This window comes from Streptomyces pseudogriseolus, assembly GCA_002154585.1.
Classification (GTDB): domain Bacteria; phylum Actinomycetota; class Actinomycetes; order Streptomycetales; family Streptomycetaceae; genus Streptomyces; species Streptomyces pseudogriseolus.
In genome coordinates this window covers 1-630 of sequence record MUNG01000522.1, presented here as the reverse complement: position 1 = coordinate 630, position 630 = coordinate 1, and the positions used below count along the sequence as shown (strand labels likewise).

Genomic DNA, 630 nt, shown 5'->3' with positions numbered 1-630 from the left:
CCGGCTGCGGCAAGTCCACCGTGCTGCGGATGATCGCGGGCCTGGAGGAGATCGACGAGGGCAGCCTCTTCCTCGACGGCGAGTACGCCAACGACCTGCCGCCCTCCGAGCGGGACATGGCGATGGTGTTCCAGAACTTCGCCCTCTACCCGAGCATGACCAGCCGCGACAACATCGGCTTCCCTCTCCGTATCGAGGCGCCCGGCGACGACCCGGCGCCCAAGGTGGACGCCACCGCCCGGATGCTGGGCATCGAGGACCTCCTCGACCGTTTCCCCGGCCAGCTCTCCGGCGGTGAGCGCCAGCGGGTCGCGATGGGCCGGGCCATCGCCCGCCACCCCTCCGCGTTCCTGATGGACGAGCCGCTGTCCAACCTCGACGCCAAGCTCCGCAACCACGTGCGCGCGGAAATCTCCCAGCTCACCCGGCGGTTGGGGGTCACCACCGTCTACGTCACCCACGACCAGTCCGAGGCGATGTCGCTGGGCGACCGGGTCGCCGTGCTGCGCGGCGGCGTCCTCCAGCAGGTCGGCACGCCCCGCGCGGTGTACTCCCTGCCCGAGAACGTCTTCGTCGCCGCGTTCATCGGCACCCCGCGCATCAACCTGCTGCGCGGGGTGCCGATGAACG

1 protein-coding gene is annotated in these 630 nt (G+C 70.6%); it reads left to right on the top strand.

Annotated elements, in window-relative coordinates; translation table 11 throughout:
- On the top strand, positions 1-630 hold a 630-nt coding region (locus tag CCN29_RS32095; RefSeq protein WP_143661438.1), incomplete at both ends, for an ABC transporter ATP-binding protein.